12 protein-coding genes are annotated in these 18,408 nt (G+C 48.6%); 7 read left to right on the top strand and 5 right to left on the bottom strand.

Features of this window, described 5'->3' with window-relative positions:
- Nucleotides 1–212 precede the first annotated feature (212 nt).
- The 5 genes from EHT87_RS30225 (at nt 213) to EHT87_RS30205 (ending at nt 9,834) form a co-directional block, all read left to right on the top strand.
- On the top strand, nt 213–2,036 hold the full coding sequence (locus tag EHT87_RS30225) for an OmpA family protein (protein WP_221622095.1): 1,824 nt from the start codon (nt 213–215) through the stop codon (nt 2,034–2,036).
- A gap of 290 nt (nt 2,037–2,326) precedes the next feature.
- Nucleotides 2,327–2,887, top strand: a complete 561-nt coding sequence (locus tag EHT87_RS30220; protein ID WP_124910507.1) for a WG repeat-containing protein — start codon at nt 2,327–2,329, stop codon at nt 2,885–2,887.
- Nucleotides 2,888–2,954: 67 nt separating this feature from the next.
- Nucleotides 2,955–6,044: a SusC/RagA family TonB-linked outer membrane protein gene (locus EHT87_RS30215; protein ID WP_124910506.1), complete on the top strand. Its 3,090-nt coding sequence runs from the start codon at nt 2,955–2,957 to the stop codon at nt 6,042–6,044.
- An 8-nt stretch (nt 6,045–6,052) separates the two neighbouring features.
- A complete protein-coding gene (locus EHT87_RS30210) occupies nt 6,053–7,672 on the top strand; it encodes a RagB/SusD family nutrient uptake outer membrane protein (protein WP_124910505.1) in 1,620 nt (539 codons plus the stop codon).
- 11 nt (nt 7,673–7,683) lie between these two features.
- Nucleotides 7,684–9,834: an alpha/beta hydrolase family protein gene (locus EHT87_RS30205; RefSeq protein ID WP_124910504.1), complete on the top strand. Its 2,151-nt coding sequence runs from the start codon at nt 7,684–7,686 to the stop codon at nt 9,832–9,834.
- Nucleotides 9,835–10,266: 432 nt separating this feature from the next.
- On the opposite strand, the gene EHT87_RS30200 is transcribed toward EHT87_RS30205, so the two are convergent.
- The 3 genes from EHT87_RS30200 to EHT87_RS30190 are packed head-to-tail and all read right to left on the bottom strand — an operon-like array spanning nt 10,267 to nt 14,221.
- Entirely contained in the window at nt 10,267–12,393 is a 2,127-nt protein-coding gene (locus EHT87_RS30200; RefSeq protein WP_124910503.1) for a xanthine dehydrogenase family protein molybdopterin-binding subunit, read from the bottom strand.
- An 18-nt stretch (nt 12,394–12,411) separates the two neighbouring features.
- Complete coding sequence (locus EHT87_RS30195; RefSeq protein WP_124910502.1) at nt 12,412–13,419, bottom strand: FAD binding domain-containing protein; 1,008 nt, start codon at nt 13,417–13,419, stop codon at nt 12,412–12,414.
- A gap of 19 nt (nt 13,420–13,438) precedes the next feature.
- Entirely contained in the window at nt 13,439–14,221 is a 783-nt protein-coding gene (locus EHT87_RS30190; RefSeq protein ID WP_124910501.1) for a 2Fe-2S iron-sulfur cluster-binding protein, read from the bottom strand.
- A 421-nt stretch (nt 14,222–14,642) separates the two neighbouring features.
- On the opposite strand from EHT87_RS30190, the gene EHT87_RS30185 reads away from it, so the two are divergent.
- Together EHT87_RS30185 and EHT87_RS30180 are read left to right on the top strand one after the other, a co-directional pair.
- Entirely contained in the window at nt 14,643–15,017 is a 375-nt protein-coding gene (locus EHT87_RS30185) for a helix-turn-helix domain-containing protein (RefSeq protein ID WP_124910500.1), read from the top strand.
- Nucleotides 15,018–15,074: 57 nt separating this feature from the next.
- Nucleotides 15,075–15,845, top strand: a complete 771-nt coding sequence (locus EHT87_RS30180; RefSeq protein ID WP_124910499.1) for an SDR family NAD(P)-dependent oxidoreductase — start codon at nt 15,075–15,077, stop codon at nt 15,843–15,845.
- Nucleotides 15,846–16,071: 226 nt separating this feature from the next.
- Here the strand turns inward: EHT87_RS30180 and EHT87_RS30175 are convergent, their stop codons facing one another.
- Together EHT87_RS30175 and EHT87_RS30170 are read right to left on the bottom strand one after the other, a co-directional pair.
- Nucleotides 16,072–16,980, bottom strand: coding sequence for a helix-turn-helix domain-containing protein (locus tag EHT87_RS30175; protein WP_124910498.1), 909 nt, complete (start codon nt 16,978–16,980; stop codon nt 16,072–16,074).
- 3 nt (nt 16,981–16,983) lie between these two features.
- The gene (locus EHT87_RS30170; RefSeq protein WP_124910497.1) at nt 16,984–17,799 is read right to left on the bottom strand and encodes an oxidoreductase; all 816 of its coding nucleotides are present in this window, start codon (nt 17,797–17,799) and stop codon (nt 16,984–16,986) included.
- Between the last annotated feature and the right edge of the window lie 609 nt (nt 17,800–18,408).

Here is an 18,408-nt window from a genome sequence, read left to right as displayed (position 1 = left end):
CGCCGAAACAAGGCCAGCATTTGCAGAAATTTAATCTTTGTTGCGGCCTGTACGAAGCCTGTATCCAGTATACTCACTGCACGGCTGTACGTTTCTAACGACAGATCTACCTCAATCATTTTCTAATAATTTTCACCATGCAATTGCTCGTATTACCCCTCTGGTTGTTACTCTCTTTTTTTACAAATATGCCGTTCGTCCAAGTCAACCCGATGGCCTACAACACGGATAATAAACAGGAGGATCTTTTGATACTACCTGATACCCATCGGCCTGATAAATCGTCGAGAAGTAGTTCAGCGTCTAAAGCAATCACGGTTAAAGGAAGCTGGGACGAGTATGGTGCTGGAGGAGGTATGAATTTTGGAATTCCCCACGACCGTCGGTTTTCACCCAGAAACATCGCGTTTGATTTTGACGTATTGCAGGAAAACGCAAAAGTTAGGTTTTACTATCAGGCCACTACCCCTATTGATGCTATTGTTATCTCCGAATTTGGTCAGGAGCAACGTGCCTATATGTCTGGTGGACATGAATATATTGATCTTACTTTCCAGCGGCCCGGCAAACAAACGCTTATCGTCTGGAGTACCCGAGGTAGTGTAGGCCGCTTTCAGTATATCATTGATGGGCCGGTAGGAAACGCAGTTCAGCGAAAGCCAAATCGATGGACGCAACCGGCAACCAGTTTTGGTGATGAAGGCGGAGCAGGTATAGGCGGCAACGCCTTCTCCTCCCGAAACCATTTATATATGTTTGAGCCAACTCAGGGAACATTTTTTGATGTCAATATAGAGGCCACAGGGTGTGCGGTAAAGGTTATAGTAGTTGATCCGAGCGGGGCTGTTCTGGAGGGATACAATGATTTCGGGTACGATCAGGTACCTGGCATTAGCTACAATGTCGTAAAAGCGAATCGTAAGGGTAAGTATCAGATTTATGTCTGTACACAGAAGCCCAACGAGATGGGTACTTACAAGCTGGATGTGATGGGTAGTCTGGTTAGTGATCCCGTTCGTACACAGGGAAAATTTCAGGCGATCACCGGACGTTTCAAGCCAACCTCAAGCCAGAACGAACATCCAATCTCGGTGTTTGGCGGATTTCTGGAGGTCATTTACCGATCAAAACAGATAGATGGCAATACCGTTCTTATGGACTCATACCAACAACCCCTAAATCCAGTCTTTGATGAGACCCCAACCCAACGGCTGATTGACCGTACATTTCGGATTGAAAAGGGAGGAGATCATAAACTCATCGTTTCAAACCCTGGTAAAAAAGCAGGTGAGTATGAGCTGTTAATTTGGGGCTACTTCAAAGAGATAGCTGATAACGTCCAAAGCCAGAATACAGCTATACCCAATACTGTAAGCGGGAGCAGTTCCGTAAGTAACGGGAACATGGTGATTATAAACGGGAAAGTTGTTTCCAAAAACATTACTGATTTCTCTACCCTCAGGCTGGTGTACGAAAATCTGGAGACAGGCAAACGTGTAGGCGAAGTGACTCCAAACCGCGACGGTAGTTATACCTTTACGGTACCCGTAGGGCAACAATATAGCATCACCGCCCTAACCAAAACCAGTCAGATTGCCAGTTCTGAAAATCTTGACCTAACCACCGTAGCTGACCCGAAAAAAGTTGTTACGTTAAAACCAATCCGTGTAATTGATAACACAGAAATCGGTTCAAAACTGGTACTTAACAACATTTTTTTCGATACGGGCAGTCCCATTCTACTCCGAAAGTCGTTTGCGGAGTTAAAACGAGTTGGGGCTTTCCTGAAAGCAAATCCGTCAATGAAAGTTGAAATAGCAGGTCACACCGATAGTATGGGAGATGACAATTCAAATCTGATACTTTCGCAAAATCGGGCAAATGCCGTTTTATACTACTTGCAAGATCAAATAGACGACACAACGGGTGGCAGATTAGTAGCTAAAGGCTATGGAGAAAAAGAACCAACTGCTCCGAATACTTCGGATGGAGGCCGTCAGCAAAATCGACGGGTTGAGTTCAGAATTATTCAGTAGCTGCCCTCTTGCCATGTTCGGAACGTGCGTTATTGGCCACTGGTTACCGGGCGGCAGGGTGCGGACCTCAACGTCAGGCTAGTAGCCCATAGGGTCAATTAATCAATAGCCATTTATTGGACAATTACTGTACGCATATACTCGTGTACACACCAGATCAAGTAATCTTTACATTGAAAATGACTCCTATTAAGTGTAAAATATTGACAATACTGGCTTACTAGCTAATATAAGCACATGGTATAGCTGTCTACTGTTCCTATCAATCACTCACGTTCAAATTCGTTTACATGAAATCAGTTATTGTACCAATACTGTGTCTGTTATTTTTTATCTACGCCTGTTCAGATCGTAAGAGCACTAAAGAAACGGCAGATAGCCGACCCACATCCAATAGCTTGTTGATCAGTCGAGCCGTTAAGGGTAGTCTCGCCAATGAGAATCATGGTTTTTTATCCATTGATGGGGAATGGCTTTTGAAAGAAGCGTATAGTAAAGTGGGAGATTTTTCGGAAGGCTTAGTGTTTGTCGAATCTGATCAGTGGTCTGGCTACGTCAATTTAAAGGGTGATCGCGTTATTGAAACCAACTATTCAGGGGAACGCTTTGCTGAAGGCTTAGCTAGAGTCACTGAGACAAAGGAGCAACAGTTATTTGGGTATATAGATAAAAAAGGGAAAGTAGCTATTCCCGTAAAGTACCAGGCGGCTCATACCATGTTTTCGGAAGGTTTAACCGGTGTCATGTTAGACGGCAAGTTTGGGTATATCGATAAATCAGGCAAGAAGGTAATCCCCCATAAATGCCTTTCGGACGATAGAAGAACAGAGTGGTTACAAGTTTTTTTATGACAATAAGATCATAAAAAAAGCAAAAAAGGTATCGGTCGACATCAAAAGCGCCACCATTGGCGAGATTATGAGCCAGTTCATGAAAGGTCAAGCTCTAAGCTATACCATTGTCGACGAAATTGTTGTCATCAAAGCCGAGAGAGCCCTACCCGCCTTTGACAAACCCGTAGAGAAAAACGTTTCAACTACCGTTCTTGCTCCAAAAATTCTTGAACGTATAACTGGTAGCGTTAGAGATTCGAAGGGGGAAACACTCCCCGGTGTTACGGTTCTTGTGAAAGGAACGACCAAAGGGACGACCACGAATGAACAGGGTCAATTCGAATTGAATGTAGCGGAGAATGACGCTGTTCTGGTTTTCTCCTTTGTCGGATACCTCTCCCAGGAAGTTGAGATTAAGCAACAATCGCAGCTTCACATCACGCTACAGACCGATATAAAGTCCTTACAGGAAGTCGTTGTCGTGGGTTACGGAACGCAGGCCAGGACAACGCTAACGGGTTCAATTGTCACAACGAAAGGAGAAGAGCTAAAACAGAACCCGTCTGTTAATTTATCCAATTCCTTGGCTGGTCGGTTGCCGGGTATTGTGGCCAATACGCGTTCGGGGTTTCCGGGGAGTGGCGCATCGATCTTGATCCGGGGGCAAAGCACGTTGGGAAATAACAATCCACTTATTGTAATCGATGGTGTTTGGGGACGCGGTGGATTTGAGCAGATTAACCCGAATGACGTGGAAAGTATTTCCGTTTTAAAGGATGCATCGGCTGCCATTTACGGTGCCCAGGCCGCCAATGGCGTTATTCTGATCACAACAAAACGAGGAACTTCCGGCAAACCGGTCATCAGTTATACGATCAATCAGGGTTTTTCCCAGCCCACCCGGTTGGCCAGGATGGCAAACTCGGCGACGTATGCCGAATACATGAACGAACTGCTCCGGTACCAGGGGCAGGCTGATCGGTTCACCGTCGAGGATATTGAAAAATTCAGGAATGGCAGTGATCCTGTCAACCATCCAAACACCAACTGGCAAAAAGAAGCGCTGAAAAAATTCAGTTTGCAGAATCAGCAGAATATCTCGGTTCGGGGTGGCAGTGATGAGGTTAAATACTACGTATCCGGCAGCTTCGCCAATCAGAACGGTATTCTGAAAAACAGCAATATTGACTACAAGAATTTCATCATCCGGTCGAACATCGATGCGAATTTATCCAAAAACATTCGCGTTAGCCTCGACTTTTCGGCCAATCACCGTTCTACCATCTATCCATCCATGGGCGTTTCGTCCATTTTTCAAACCATATGGCGCAATTATCCCTTTCTACCGGTTTATCACCCGAATGGTTTACCGGCACCGGGCATTGAGCGGGGAGAAAATCCGTTGTTGATGGCGTCGAATGAAGCAGGTTATGATAGCCAAAAAGACAATATCTACCAGACCCTTGCTTCATTTGAAGTCAAAATGCCTTGGGTAGAAGGTTTGGCGGTCGACGGTTTTGTGGCGCATGATCGCACCTATTCACCCGACAAATTATTTAGAAAACCGTGGAAGGTTTATGACTATAACGCCCAGACCAATGTTTACACCGAACGATTGGGCGGCTCGGTGAGCCAGCCCACGTTGCAGGAAACGTTTGAATCATCAACCCGCACGACGCTGAATCTGCGCCTGAAGTTTGATAAATCCTGGGCAAAACACACCCTGAGTAGTTTTGCTGCCTACGAACAGACCGAAACGGTCGGCAGTAGTTTCTGGGCTTCGCGCCGAAATTATTTAAGTAGCGCCATCGACCAGCTCTACGCGGGTGGGGTAGCCGGTAAGGATAATTCAGGTACGGCTTACGAAACCGCCCGCCGGAATTTCTTTGGTCGGGTGAATTACAATTTTGATGAAAGGTACCTGCTTGACTTTAATTTTCGTTACGATGGTTCACAGAACTTTCCAACCAGCAGACGATATGGCTTCTTTCCCGGCGTGTCGGTGGGCTGGCGATTGTCCGAAGAGCGGTTTATTAAGGAACGTGTAAGCGTTATTGATAACTTAAAACTCCGGGCTTCCATTGGCAAAATGGGAAACGATCAGGTTGATGCTTTTCAATACCTGTCGACCTATACATTTGCTGACGGTTACTATTTCGCCGATCCGGTTACGCAGCTTAACCGGGGACTCACGCCCAACCCAAACATTACCTGGGAAGTGGCCCGCACCACCAACATCGGTCTGGAAGCCAGCTTCTGGAAAGGATTGCTGGGTGTTGAACTGGACGTATTCAACACGCGCCGGAACAACATCCTGACGGCCAGAAACGCTTCCGTTCCGACCTATACCGGTTTGAATCTACCGACCGAAAATATTGGTATCGTTGAAAACAAGGGCTTTGAATTGCAGGTTTCGCACGCTAACCGGAGCAAAAAGATTGGCTACCGGCTGATGGGCAACGTCGCTTTTGCCAAAAACCGCATCATCGATATCGACGAACCGGCCAACCAGCAGCCCTGGCAGATGCGCACGGGCTATCCGATGGGAACCAGCCTGTATTACGACGCCATTGGTATTTACCGCTCGGAGGAAGAAATTACCGGCTCTGCTCATCCGGTAGGAACCCGTGTTGGAGATCTTCGCTACCGGGATGTGAATGACGACGGTAAGGTTGATGCCAAAGATCGCATCCGTACTGAGTACACCAACGTCCCCCAGCTCACCTTCGGCTTTACCGCCAGCGCCAGCTATAAGAAATTTACCATCAGCGCATTATTGCAGGGCCAGGGCCGGGTAAGCCAGTACGTATTCCTGCAATCGGGTTTGCAAGGAAATACCTTACAAGTAATGGCTGATAACCGGTATCGGCCTGAAAACCCCAACTCGACCTACCCCATTCTGCCCACCTACGACGCCGAAATTAGTGGCTACCGGTCAACTTTCTGGTTAAGGAATGCCAGTTTTTTGCGTTTGAAAACGCTTGAATTGGGGTATGACGTGTCGCCGGATTTCCTATCCAGAATTAAAGTACGCAACCTCCGGGTTTTCCTAAACGGTTCTAACCTGTTCACCTGGGATAAATTAAAGTATTTTGATCCGGAAGGAACGAACGAACTGGGCGGTTTTTATCCGCAGGAAAAGATTTACAACCTCGGCCTTAACCTTACTTTCTAAACCTGACCATGAAAATTTCACTGACTACTACACGACTATTCCGGTCGGTTATTTTTCTGCTTCTGTTGACCCAAAGTGCTTGTGATGACGGTTTTCTGGAACGCCAGCCTTTGGATAAAATATCGGAAGCCGATGTCTGGAAAGATGAAAAGCTCATCGAAGCTTTTGTCAATACGTGCTATAACGTGCGGCATGGTTTTCTGGTTGATTACTACATGATGCCCCTGAGCGACGAAGCGTACCGCCGGGCCCGGGAAACGTTCCACCTCGTCAATCGGGGCGAAATTACGCCGGTTAATAACGTGGCATTAGACCATTGGAGTAGCTTTTACAACATAATTACGAACTGTAATATCTTCTTTCAAAATATTGAGCAGGCGCCGATTGGGCAGGAAGTAAAAAACCGGATGATTGGTGAAGTTTCTTTTCTGCGGGCCTACGCCTATTTCCGGCTAATCGGTCTTTATGGCGGTGTTCCATTGATTAAGGATGTTTTCAAACTGGGCGATAATTTCGCCGTTGTCCGAAATTCGTACGAAGAGTGTTCGAACTTTATCGTCAGTGAACTGAGCAAGGCGCAATCGCTTCTTCCTCTTTCTTATACAGGTTCCAATCAGGGACGAGTCACAAAAGGAGCTGCTATGGCTTTAAAGGCACGTGTGCTTTTGTACGCAGCCAGTCCCCTGAACAACCCCGAAAATAAGGCGGAGAAATGGCAAAAAGCCGCTCAGGCTGCCAAGGAAGTCATGGATCTGGGCATCTACCAATTACAGCCAAACTATAAAGCGCTGTTTATAACTCCGTTTAATAGTGAGGTAATTTGGTCCCGCCAGTTTAAAAATAACCTGAAGGTAGAACACCAGATTGATCTACACTTTTATCCCAACGGGTCGGGAGGGTATGGCCAGGTTAATCCTTTGCACAACCTGGTGGATGCTTTTGAAACGAAAAGTGGAAAGTTACCCGCCGAAGACCCCGCTTACAACCCGCAAAATCCGTATGCGAATCGTGATCCCCGGTTTTATGACTGCATTTTGTACGACGGCGCTAAATGGCTTGATCGGGAACTGGGTTCCTATCTTCCGGGTGGACTGGATTCGAGCGAAGGAATTGAAGGCTGGAATGCTTCCTTTACCAGCTATAGCGTCCGGAAGTTCGTAGATGAATCCATTCGTCGTCCCAGTGTTACCAATTTGGGAAATACCCCCTGGATTTTTATCCGGTATGCTGAAGTTCTGTTGAACTACGCCGAAGCACTTTATCAACTGGGTGACGAAACGAAAGCCCGGGAACTGGTCAATCTGATCAGAAGCCGTGAAAGCGTAAAAATGCCGGCCCTAACGGAAAGCGGTTCGGCGCTGCTCAAACGCATCCAGCATGAGCGGCAGATTGAACTGGTTTTTGAGGAACACCGCTTTTTTGATGTACGCCGGTGGAAGATTGCTATGGAAACGGATAACGAAGACGCGAAAAAAATGGTAATTACCCGCAATGCTGCAACCGGCCAAAAAACGTATAAAGTAGAAGTGTTTCAGCCTAGGGCTTTTCAGGAACGGAACTATCTGATTCCAATCCCACAAACCGAAATTGAACGCAATTCCCAGCTTCAACAAAATCCTGGCTACTAAGGCCATTGGCTATGAATATATCCCGAAATTATAAACAAGCCTTCTTGTTGGCTTGTGCGCTGGTCTGCTCAATTTACTTTCCCAATGATGCAGCGGCACAGGAAGACTTGTCGGTTTTTCCCTATTGGAGTTATGAGGAAGGCTCCCCTTCGACATCCCTCTACCGACACCTTTGCCAGCGGGCTTTCAGACAATTGCAGACACGAAAGCAGGCAATTACGAAGCTGAAAACGAAAGCCGACTGGGAAAAAAGACAGGCAGCGGTCCGTGCAAAACTTCAAAAAATGGTTGGCCCCTTTCCGGCGAAAACGCCCCTGAATCCGGTCATCACCGGGACGATTCAGCGGGAAGACTTCACGGTTGAAAAACTGTATTTTGAGTCGCGGCCCCACTATTATGTGACGGCGGCTCTCTTCGTTCCGAAAAACCGGTCAGGGAAGCTGCCGGCCATTGTTTATTGCAGCGGGCACAGCTACAACGGTTTTCGTCAGGAGAGTTACCAGCGTATCATGCTGAACTATGTAAAGAAAGGGTTTATTGTACTGGCCTTTGACCCGATCGGACAAGGCGAGCGGCTGCAGTATGACGACGAAGTTGTGAAGAAATCGGCGGTTAACGAGCATTCGTATCCCGGTGCCCAATCGTTCATAGCGGGTTTGTCGCCGGCCAATTATTTTATCTGGGACGGCATCCGGTCTGTGGATTACCTGCTGACCCGCTCCGAAGTAGACCCGGCCCGGATTGGCATTGCGGGACGTTCGGGCGGGGGTACGCAAAGTGCCTACATTGCCGCGCTGGACGATCGTATTGTTGCCGCTGCTCCGGAATGTTACATCACCACGTTTGATAAGTTATTGCGTTCCAAAGGCCCGCAGGATGCGGAGCAAAACCTGCTCTATGGCCTGGAAAACGGGATTGATATACCGGATTACCTGGAAGTGCGAGCACCAAAACCCACTTTAATTGTGGCTACCACAATGGATATTTTCAGTATTCAGGGGGCCCGGAATGCCTACCAGGAGACCCGCAAAGCTTATCAGGCTCACGGTAGGGTCGATGCGTTGACGATGGTAGAAGATGACGCCGGCCATTTGTCAACGGTTAAAAACCGGGAAGCTTCCTATGCCTTCTTTCAGAAGTATTTAAAGAATCCTGGTAGCCCGGCCGATCTGGAAGTTGAATTTTTTAAGGAAAAAGAACTATTCGTTACATCAGGTGGGTTGGTGCGAAATTCCCTGCAAGGCGAAACCTTGTTTTCATTAAACCAGAAATACACCCAAACGCGGCTGAATGAAAGAGAAAAACGGCCTGCCGTATCCGGGAAGAACCTGCGGGAAAAAATTATTGCGCTGACCGGCTACGAAAAACCGCCTTTGGGCACCGATCTTATTTTTTGTGGCCGCCTGCACCGGCCGCAGTATGCCATCGAAAAGTACCTGATCAAAGGTTCAGGCAATTATTATCTTCCCGTTCTGTGGTTAAAGCCCCAAATCAAGAGCACAAAAACCTTGCTGCTCCTGGACGAAAGAGGGAAGGCGACGGCAGCGAAGGTGGGTGAATGGGCCGATCAATTGGCTCAAGCGGGTTACCAGATAATTTTGCCTGATCTGAGTGGCGTTGGAGAACTGGGCACCGGATTTATGAAAGGGGGCGATTCTGTTATCGAAGACATACCGCTAAACTTATGGTTTACGGGGGTATTGACGCATAAAAGCCTAGTAGCGGTTCGGGCCGAAGAAATTGAAATTCTGGCCGATGTCATCAAAAAAAGCATTGGCTTAAATCGGCCCCTGGCGGCATCGGCGTTCGGAACGTTAAATGCCGATTTGCTCCATGCTAGCGTACTTAATAACATGTTCGACCAAATCGTTCTTCTTAACCCTTTGGTTTCGTATCAATCTTTAATTGAAGAAAAACATTATAAAACCAAGTTTGTGCTTTCTGCGGTAGCCGGAGCCTTGTCGGCTTACGATTTGCCGGATCTGGTGGCCACCTTGCCGACAGACAAATTATTGATTATAAACCCACTAGATGCCAGTGAAAAGGGAGTAAGTTCTGAAGAAACAAAAAGAATTTTTCGAAATTGTAAATCATCTCTGAATATCCGTTATGATGTGAAGCCGGATCGGTATGTGGCTGAAATCATAGGATGGTTACGTTAACTTTAAAGCCGGAGCCCAGGCATAAACTTACGAATGCTCCTGACGGCTCCGGCTTACATTTATTACCGTTGGCTCTCCAAAGACAGAAAGTGGGCAACTGCGGATTAAATCGGATTGTTTCGGGTGTATTACCTTGAAACAGTTTTATAAGGGGTATTTATTCCTGCGCAATTACTGCATTTCTGAACCAATATTCTGACCTCAAGATGAGCCTCTGAGTCGCGTAGAGAGATGATCGGTTCAAAAAGGTATCAATTTCTGATCAAAGGTTATTTTCTTTATCCCCTTTCCAATTACCCTCTTTGTGAGAGTTGAATGAGTATTTAGGTTTTTGAAGGGCCAGAATGGTCGAAAAAGTTGTGATTGACACCGTCAGTGGCCAGTTAGAAGGTTCAGTAAAGAGCAACAAAAGGCACGGAGAAAAATAGAACGCTACAACACCTTATCCGGAGTGATGGGCAATTCACGAACCCGTTTGCCGGTAGCGTTGAAAACCGCATTGGCCACGGCAGCGGCAACCGCTACAATGCCCACTTCACCGATGCCTTTAACCCCCAGCGTGTTGACATGTTCATCCTTCTCATTAATAAAAATGGCGTCCAGCTGGCCGATATCTAAATTAGTCGGAACGTGGTAGTCGGCCAGGGAGCGGGTGACGAAATTACCCCAGCGCGGGTCAACCACCGATTCCTCCGTCAGCGCCATGCCTATGCCCCAGACGTTACCGCCGATAATCTGCGAGCGGGCGGTTTTGGGATTTAGAATCGTTCCCGCGCCCGTCACAGCCAGAAACCGGTTTACCCGAATCATCCCCGTTGATTTGTTGACGGCTACTTCCGCAAAATTGGCATTGAAACTATGGGAAGAATAGTCTTCGGCACGTTCCGGTGGTTTGCTGTCAACGCGTGTCTGGAAGTCGGTTATTTTTTCAGAGCGCATCAACTGGGCGGCCGTGGGGCGGACAAAGAACTGCTTGCCGGATTTAGTCACCAGTTCCTGCGTCAATTTTACACACGCATCGTTCACGGCATTAGCGTAACTGGCCGCACCCACCGAACCCACCGCTCCGGCAGCCGGTGGCAGGTCGGAGTCGCCGATGATTACGTTCACGTTTTGAATCGGCAAGCCCAGCGCATCGGCGGCCGTTTGCGTCAGGATGGTGTACGTGCCGGTACCCAGGTCGGCAGCGGCCAGTTCAACGGTGGCCGCTACATGGTCTCCCGTGCGCTTCAGTTTTACCAAAGCCGAGGTAGGACGCTGGTGGGCGGGGTACGTTCCGGCTGCGACGCCGTACCCAACCCAGTAATTGCCCTGCTGGTTTTGGCGGGGTTCGAACTTGCGGTTTTCCCAACCAAACGCTTTGGCGCCTTCCTGCAGGCACTGCACCATGGCGCGTGACGACCAGGGTTTGCCATTGGACGGATCCCGATCGGGTTCGTTTTTGATCCGAAACGCAATCGGGTCCATTTTGAGTTTATACGCCAGCTCGTCCATCGCTGATTCAAGAGCAAAACTACCCGTCGATTTGCCAGGCCCCCGCGTGTAGGTTGGGAGAATCAGGTTCATGGGCACCACCCGGTAGGTAATGAGCGAATTAGGCGTGTCGTACATGACTTTCGAGCAGTCGCCACAGGGCTCGATAAACTCGTCATTGATGGCGCAGTGGGTTGTCGTTTCGTGCACCAGCGCGGTTAACTTGCCATCGGCTGTCGCGGCCAGACTGATCTTCTGACGATTGTGCTGCCGCAGCCCGACGGAGTTGACCATCTGCTGACGCGTCAGGGCCAGTTTCACCGGCCGGTTGACGTATTTGGCTGCTACTGCTGCCAGCGCCAGATTGGCCCATTGTCCACCTTTGGACCCAAAGCCACCCCCAATGTAAGGGGAGACGATCCGCACCTGCTCCGGCTTCAGGTTCAGGGTAGCCGCCGTGGCCGTTTGCGCCCCGTTCACAATCTGCGCACTGTTGTACAGGGTAACATGGTCGCCATTCCATTCGGCGATCGTGGCATGAGGTTCCATGGGATGATGGTGTTCGATGGGCGTTTCGTACACTTCCTCCACTTTGTAAGTTGCCTGGCTGAGCGCCTTTTGTACGTCGCCCCGTCGGGCGTCGGCTTTCTCTTTATCCTTGGGTAGACGGGCTTGGTCGGCCAAATTATCGAAATCAACTTTCGGTTCCTTTTTATCGTAGGTAACCGTGATGAGCCGCGATGCATACCGAGCCTGTTCAAAGGTTTCGGCCACGACAATGCCAATGTGCTGTCCGAAGAACTCAATTTCCGGACTTTGCAGCAAAGCTCCCCCGCGCAGGCCCCCTTTGACGTTTAGTTTCGGAGCATTTTGATGAGTGATGATAGCGATCACGCCCGGTGCTTTCTCGGCGGCAGTCGCGTCGATTTCCTGAATTTTACCGGAAGCAATCGTACTTTTGATCAAAATTGCATACGCCGGATTCTTCACCGGATGATCCATCGAATAAGGCGCTTTACCGGTCACTTTGGCGATGCCGTCAATGCGGTTGATGGGGGTACCAGTAACTTTAGGTATATCCTTCATGAATTTAGCGCGTTACGCCTAGGCCTTACCGCCATTAACGGCCATCTGCAAGGCCAGAACGATGCTTCGATTTCCCAATTCTACTTTGAATGCATTGTGTGTCAACGGTTTGGCGTCCGCCATTTCGGCGTTGGCTGCCCGTTTAAAAGTAGCCTCTGTGGCCTCTTTACCCACCAGTATTTGTTCGGCTTTCAATGCCCGCCAGGGCTTGTGAGCCACTCCGCCCATGGCAATACGCGCCTGTTTAATCGTATTCCCTTCGATTTCCAAAGCCGCAGCGACCGAAACCAGCGCAAAGGCATACGAAGCCCGGTCGCGGACTTTCAGGTAATACGACTGTTCCGCAAACCGGTTCTTCGGCAGTTCGATGGCGGTAATCAGCTCACCGTGCATCAGGTTTGTGTCTTTTTCGGGTTCATTGCCCGGCAGTCGGTAAAAATCAGCAATCGGGATGCTGCGTTGCTGCCCGTTGGCGCTTCGGACGATGACCGTGGCATCGAGTGCCGTTAGCGCAACGGCCATGTCGGATGGATATACTGCTACGCAGTGTTCCGACCAGCCAAAGATTGCGTGCATCCGGTTGATGCCTTCACGGGCTCCACAACCCGTTCCCGGTTCGCGTTTGTTGCAAGGCATGGCCACTTCGTAAAAATACGGGCAACGAGTCCGTTGCAACAGATTACCGCCGTTGGTCGCCATATTCCGAATCTGGCCCGATGCACCTGCCAGAATCGCCTGCGATAGCAACGGATAGTGCTGACGCACCAAGAGATGATTGGCCGAGTCGGTGTTTTTACCAAGTCCACCTAGCGAAATACCGCCCTGATTCGCTCCGTTGATGATGGGTTTGATCTCGCTCAGATCCAATTCCGAAATGTCGATTAGCGCGTTGGGGCGTTCAACATCCTCCTTCATCAAGTCCAGCAGGTTGGTACCTCCCGCCAGGAATTTGGCATTAGGGTTCTCGGCCAGCAGCTTGATCGCGGACGTAGCATCTTTGGCTCGGGTATAGGTAAAAGCTCTCATTGGATGCGGTTGATAAGGGTTAGGCCGAGCGGAAAACCTGCTCAACGGGCTTTCCGCTGTGCACTTCCTGAATGGCGGCCACAATATTGGGATAGGCTCCGCATCGGCAAATATTGCCCGACATGCGCTCCCGAATTTCCTCATTGGAAAGTTTGACCGGTCCTCCTGGCTGACGCACGTTGCCGGTAACGTAGCTGGTGTGGCCTTTCTTTGCTTCATCGAGCAGGGCCACCGCCGAGCAAATCTGGCCGGGCGTACAAAAACCGCACTGGAAACCGTCGTGTTTCAGAAAAGCCTCCTGCATTGGATGAAGCCGGTTTCCTTGCGCCAATCCCTCAATCGTTTGCACGGTTTTTCCCTCGCAACTGGCCGCCAGCGTCAGACAGGATAACACCCGACTTCCGTTGACAATCACCGTACATGCTCCGCACTGACCGTGATCACAGCCTTTTTTGGAGCCGGTGAGGTTCAGCCGTTCCCGCAACGTATCCAGCAGCGTCATGCGTGAATCGATGGTCAGCTTATGGGCTTTACCGTTGACTTTCAATCCTATATCAACGCCATTCTCAAGGCTGGATGGAGCGAGTTCGACCGGGAGCGTTTCTCTAGATGGCCGGGTCAGTACCCGTTCCGCCACTGCTGATTGAGCCGCCAGGATGCCTCCGCCCGCCAGGGTCAACAATTTAAGGAAGTGGCGACGATTGACACCCGTATTCATAATTTCAGCCAGATCGTCTGGCATCAGGTCGGCAAACAACTGCTTTTCCTCCTCCGTTAGTTCAGGTGATTCGTGTTCGTCCATTGGATTTTGGTCATTGAAGAAAAGTTCATAAAATAGCATTGGCTGATCATTTCTAGCCATGACCAATGGCTTTTCCCTATCAACATATTTGACGAATGGCTAACCAAGAAGTGAACCTTGTTGTTAGAAAAGAATGCATTATATGTCTTGGCCCCTTACTAATTGACCAGAATGACCAGCGCAGTTGAGTCAATTTTCAATCTCAACCCATTTTACAAAAGATAAAGCTAAACGGGTAGCTCTTCAATGTATCCGAAACGGGCTCTCGTAGATATTAAAAGTAGCTTTTTTAAACGGACTTGCTGATCCTAGTTAAGTCCTTTTTTTACAGAATATGTAACTAGATAAGCTGCTTATTGACAAGCCTGTTCTCATTGAGTTCAGTTGGTTACTCTTCGCTCGTTCAATCTACGCTATCGCTATGCAATCCGCCCCCAAAAATCAACCGACTCGACTTTATGAGCGGTATCGCCAGTTGATCAAAGCTCATTTAACAGACTTGGTGAAGGGAGATGCTGAAACCATGTTGGACATTGAAGACTTCGCCGATCAATTGTGCGTTCATCCGACTCATTTGACGAATACTGTCAAAGCCGTAACGGGCACTTCGGCGTGTGGCGTGTTTCAGTTGGAAATTGGGCATGTCGCCAAAAAACTATTGACTGACCGGACCAGAACCGTGCAGGAGGTAGCTATGCAATTGGATTTTGAACCCTCCCAATTCACTAAATGGTTCAAGCGGATTTATGGCATAACCCCCAAGGCGTTTCGACAGGGCCAAATACTGAAATCATGACCATTTTCTACGGCGTAGCCCCTCTACCTTTGGTGCTGGAACAAACGGGTTTGAATCATGATTATAGACGGGGCAAATGTACTCATTACGGGGGGGAGTGAAGGAATCGGTTATGGGTTGGCCGCCCGATTTCTGAAAGCAGGGAGTCGGGTGCTGGTCACTGGGCGGGATGCGGCCAAATTAGCAAAAGCCGCCAGCGAGTTACCCAGCTTGAAGACGTATGTCAGTGACATGGGGAAGATACAAGACCGGGAAGCACTGGCTCAGTATGTCGCCAGCGTGATGACTCCCCTGCACTGGGTGATCAATAATGCAGGCATCCAACGTAGAATCTCCCTGGCTCAAGATAAAGCTCCCTGGTCTGAACGGCAACAGGAAATGGATATTTTACTGTCGGGACCGATTCATCTTAATCATCTGCTAATCCCGCTGCTTCTGCAACATAAATGGCCAAGCCGGATCGTGAATGTTACGTCCGGGGGAGCCTTCATCCCCCAACCGTTTGCGCCAGTTTATAGTGCCTGCAAAGCGGCTCTGCATAGTTATACCATGACGCTAAGGTACGCTTTAGCGAACACCTCATGTGGTGTAGTAGAGCTTATACCTCCCGCCGTGATGACAAACCTGGCTGGCAATGGCCAACAGCATGGCGCTGATCTGGATGCTTTTTGTGACCATGTATTCCAGTCACTCCTTATTGACGGTCTTGAGACCGTAGGGTATGGCCCAACCGAACAGCTTGAACCGCAATTATCCGAGCAATCCGTCACAAAACTCTTTGAAACAAGTGCTTCCCGTTTTCCAGTAGACGGGTATTCCCAAGGCTAAATTTTTTAGGAAGATGAATAATCATTTGCGAATACATAAATTAGCATCTCATTAATCGCTCATGGCGGTTGCCCAACTCTCCTATTCAGCCAATGAAAAATCGATCTAAAAAGCGGAGTTGTGCAACAGCCAGGGGCGTATCCTGCGACGAAAAATACACAAACAGGTTTATATGTAAATGGAAACCAACCAGTGTCGGCATCCAGTACCTTTTTGTCGATTCAGCCTAATTACTATGCCTAAATTCGAGAGGGGTCACGCCTGTCTTCGATTTAAATAACCGGGAAAAGTATTGCGGATAGTCAAAGCCCAACGAAAAAGCCAGCTCGCCAACCGATTTATCCGTTCCGAGTAGCAACGTCTTGGCTTCTTCGATCAGGTAATAATGAATCCGGTCCTGGGCGTTCATCCCCGTTTCCTTTTTCAGTAAGTCACTTAGATAATTGGGTGATAAGAATACCTGGTCTGCCAAGTACTTCACGCTAGGCAAACCTTGCTTCCGCAGGTCTGCAGACTGAAAATAACTCACCAAAACCGCTTCCACTTTGCTCAACAGGTCTTGATTGACCGTTTGCCGGGTGATGAACTGCCGGTCATAGTACCGGGTGCAATAGTTCAACAATAGCTCAATCGTAGAAACGATTAACCGCTGACTGTGCCGGTCAATGTTTTCCGAGAGTTCCGAATCAATCTTCTCCACGAGCTCAGACAGATTTTGTTTTTCCTTGTCGGATAAATGCAGGGCCTCGTGTGTCTCATAGGAAAAGAACGAATACTCTTTGATGGTTCTGCCTAACGAAGTGCCCCGGATCAGATCAGGGTGAAAAAACACGCCCCAGCCCCACATGGCCACATCGAGTTGGGCAGGCTCGTCCAGGGAAATGACCTGGCGGGGCGCGATGCAGATCAAACTGCCGTCCTGAAAATCATAGGCTTGCTGGCCATACTTCATTTTATTGGGGCAATAGTTCTTAAACATCAACGCGTAAAAGCCCAAAGTAACTTTCAGACCTGAATTGAACTGCTCGCTGAACTGAGAGAAGTCAACCACCGCTCCCTGGGGATGCTTCACCCGAGCTTGGGGAAGCAGTCGGTACATGTCGGTGATCGTTTCGAGATGAAGGATGCTGCTCATCGCTTATACCTGGCTCATGATGATTTTATCAAAGGCGCGATCGCCTAAGTAAGTACGCAGCCAAACAAGGGGTTTGGCCCAGCGTCCTACTCTATATCGGGTTTTGGGCTTATTGTCCGTTACGATTTTCGACACTGTATCAGCAATAACTACGGCTTTCGAACCGCTCCCTCGCTCATAGGTTTTTTTCGTTGACGCGACCAATTTGCGAGTCAGCTCAGCGTACGCTCCGGCTGCGGAAAACTGACCTAGACTTTTCAGGACTTCCTCACTGAACTCGGTTAGGATGATGCCTGGCTCCAAGACCACCACGTTAATGTTAAAGGGCGCTAATTCCAGTCGTAAGCTGTCACTGAACCCTTCAATGGCATGCTTACTGGCATGATACCAGGCCCCCATCGGCGTGTAGATTTTACCGCCCATGGAGGAGGTATTGATAATGGTGCCTGCCTTGGCTTTGCGCATGTAAGGTACCACTTTTTGGGTCATCGAAGCCAAGCCGAACAAGTTTACTTCGAACTGTCTTCGGGCCTGCTCCAGGGGAATGTCTTCAACCGATCCATACAGGCCATAGCCCGCATTATTCCAAAGCACATCAATCTTGCCTTCATGATTAATGATGGTGTCTATCACCTGTTGAATATCAGCTTGGTTAGTCACATCCATTTGGATGGGATGTCCACCCATGGCTTTTATATCCTGCATTTGCTCGATACGCCGAGCTGCGGTGTAGACGGTATGGCCTTTTTGAATAAGCTTCTTAGCCGTTTCTTTGCCCATGCCCGAACTGGCTCCCGTAATTAAGATGACCTTTTTCATGATTGCGTCGTTTTAAAAGTACGCTACAAAGGTCTACCGGATAGGGAAGGGAGACTTAACACGAAACCGGGTTGGTTGTATACAAATTCTCTTTTGGGGAAGTATTCCCTGCCAGAGGATATCCTATTCATCTACTTTTGTTCCCAGCGATAAGCTTGCTCGTTCGTAACTGGGTTTTGCCTTGCCAAACATAGTTCCCAGATGATTCCCATGTTTCATAAATTTTCTTGAAACGCTCGTGGCTGTTGCATAACTCTAACTCGAAATTAAAGTTCGATAATTAAACTTCCTTACGAGGCAAACCTGAACGTCAAACCGTTTTTTAGAGCAGTCGATTAAGTACCAATTCAACACACACACGAGTAATGCAACAGCCACGCTCGTTTTATGGTACTCTCCTAAGATACCCTTCGGGGCATTTTGCTTTCATATTTTGTACAACTATACACGTCCGTTTATGAATGAACAGGTTACTAGGTTGGCGCTGGTCAACCTGGTTTTCCACAACCTCAAAAACCTTTGGAGTCAAAAAATGCGAAATTTGATGTCAACAGTAATGCTAATTGATGCCCATTTTCTGGACTGTAAATATGACCCAAAATGCCCCCT

The sequence above is a fragment of the Larkinella knui genome, from assembly GCF_003858645.1.
Classification (GTDB): domain Bacteria; phylum Bacteroidota; class Bacteroidia; order Cytophagales; family Spirosomataceae; genus Larkinella; species Larkinella knui.
Note: the sequence above shows the minus strand (reverse complement) of the source record. Positions and strands in the feature narration are given on the sequence as shown.

Coding starts and splice junctions, on each gene's coding strand:
- EHT87_RS30190 (WP_124910501.1), bottom strand. CDS start 14,221: ATGGACGAACACGAATCACCTGAACTAACGGAGGAGGAAAAGCAGTTG.
- EHT87_RS30180 (WP_124910499.1), top strand. CDS start 15,075: ATGATTATAGACGGGGCAAATGTACTCATTACGGGGGGGAGTGAAGGA.
- EHT87_RS30210 (WP_124910505.1), top strand. CDS start 6,053: ATGAAAATTTCACTGACTACTACACGACTATTCCGGTCGGTTATTTTT.
- EHT87_RS30195 (WP_124910502.1), bottom strand. CDS start 13,419: ATGAGAGCTTTTACCTATACCCGAGCCAAAGATGCTACGTCCGCGATC.
- EHT87_RS30220 (WP_124910507.1), top strand. CDS start 2,327: ATGAAATCAGTTATTGTACCAATACTGTGTCTGTTATTTTTTATCTAC.
- EHT87_RS30215 (WP_124910506.1), top strand. CDS start 2,955: ATGAGCCAGTTCATGAAAGGTCAAGCTCTAAGCTATACCATTGTCGAC.
- EHT87_RS30175 (WP_124910498.1), bottom strand. CDS start 16,980: ATGAGCAGCATCCTTCATCTCGAAACGATCACCGACATGTACCGACTG.
- EHT87_RS30205 (WP_124910504.1), top strand. CDS start 7,684: ATGAATATATCCCGAAATTATAAACAAGCCTTCTTGTTGGCTTGTGCG.
- EHT87_RS30200 (WP_124910503.1), bottom strand. CDS start 12,393: ATGAAGGATATACCTAAAGTTACTGGTACCCCCATCAACCGCATTGAC.
- EHT87_RS30185 (WP_124910500.1), top strand. CDS start 14,643: ATGCAATCCGCCCCCAAAAATCAACCGACTCGACTTTATGAGCGGTAT.
- EHT87_RS30225 (WP_221622095.1), top strand. CDS start 213: ATGGCCTACAACACGGATAATAAACAGGAGGATCTTTTGATACTACCT.
- EHT87_RS30170 (WP_124910497.1), bottom strand. CDS start 17,799: ATGAAAAAGGTCATCTTAATTACGGGAGCCAGTTCGGGCATGGGCAAA.